At 80.0% G+C, this 1237-nt stretch carries 1 protein-coding gene; it reads right to left on the bottom strand.

Annotated features, from left to right (window positions below; translation table 11 throughout):
- On the bottom strand, window positions 1–1237 hold a 1237-nt coding region (locus WCS02_RS20430; RefSeq protein ID WP_422665448.1), incomplete at both ends, for a transcription antitermination factor NusB.

A 1237-nucleotide genomic window follows, 5' to 3' on the forward strand; every position in this document is an offset into this window, starting at 1 on the left:
GCCACCGCGCCTCGGGCCGGCGGCGCAGCGCCCCCAGCCCGGTGCACGGCGCGTCGACGAGGGCCCGGTCGTAGCCGCCCGGCTCGTCCTCCCCCACCGTGCGGCCGTCGCCGGTGCGGACCTGCCAGACGTCCTCCGCACCACGGACGGCCTGCTCGACCAGCCGGGCGCGGTGCGGGGCCAGCTCGACGGCCACGCCGCTCGCGCCGTCGCGGCGGGCAAGGGCGGACAGCAGCGAGGACTTGCCGCCCGGGCCGGCGCACAGGTCGAGCCAGCGTTCGCCGCGGTGGTCCGCCGCGCCGTCGAGCACCGACGACGCGGCGGCGCCGTCGAGCCCGGCGCCGACCAGGGCGGCGGCGACGAGCTGGCTGCCCTCGTCCTGCACCCGGGCGCGGGACTCGCGGACGGCGCGCAGGCCGCCCGGGGAGCCGGAGTCCATGGTCACCGCGAACGGGGACCAGGTGCCGGCCCGGCCGCCGTCGGCGAGCAGGTCGGCCACGTCGAGCAGGCCGGGACGGGCGAGCAGGCTCACATCGGCGGGCGCGTTGTCGGCCGCCAGCAGCGCCTCCAGCTCCGCAGGGGACCGGCCGTGCCCGACGAGCGCCTGCCGCAGGGCGCGCACGACCCACTCCGGGTGGGAGTGCCGGACGGCGAGCGCGGCGTCGCCCTCGACGCCCGGCGTGCCGTCGGGAGCCGCGGGCGCGTGCGGGGCGAGGAGCTCCTGCCAGCCGGCGAGGTCGCGCTCGGGGACCTTGCGCAGGACGGCGTTGACCAGGCCGGAGGCGCCGGTGCCGACCTCCTGTCGCGCCAGGCCCACGGTCGAGGCCACCGCGGCGTGGTCGGGGACGCGCATCGCGAGCAGCTGGTGGGTGCCCAGGCGCAGCACGTCGAGGGTGGCGGCGTCGAGCATGGCCAGCGGCCGGTCGACGAGCGTGGCGAGCACGGCGTCGTACAGCCCGCGCATCCGCAGCGTGCCGTAGGTGAGCTCGGTGGCGAACCCGGCGTCGCGCCCGGCCAGGCGGTGGCGGGCGAGGACGCCGGGCAGCACGAGGTTGGCGTAGGCGTCGTTCCCGTCGACCTCGCGCAGCACCTGGTAGGCCGCGGTGCGGGGCGCGTCGGCCTGCCGCAGCCGCTCCCGGGCCGGCGCACGGGTGCCGTCGGGGCCCCCGGGGCGACCGCCGGTGCTGCCCCGGTCCGGGCGCTGCCCGCGCGGTCCGGACCGGTCGGGCCGCTGCCC

The organism is Aquipuribacter hungaricus, assembly GCF_037860755.1.
GTDB lineage: Bacteria > Actinomycetota > Actinomycetes > Actinomycetales > JBBAYJ01 > Aquipuribacter > Aquipuribacter hungaricus.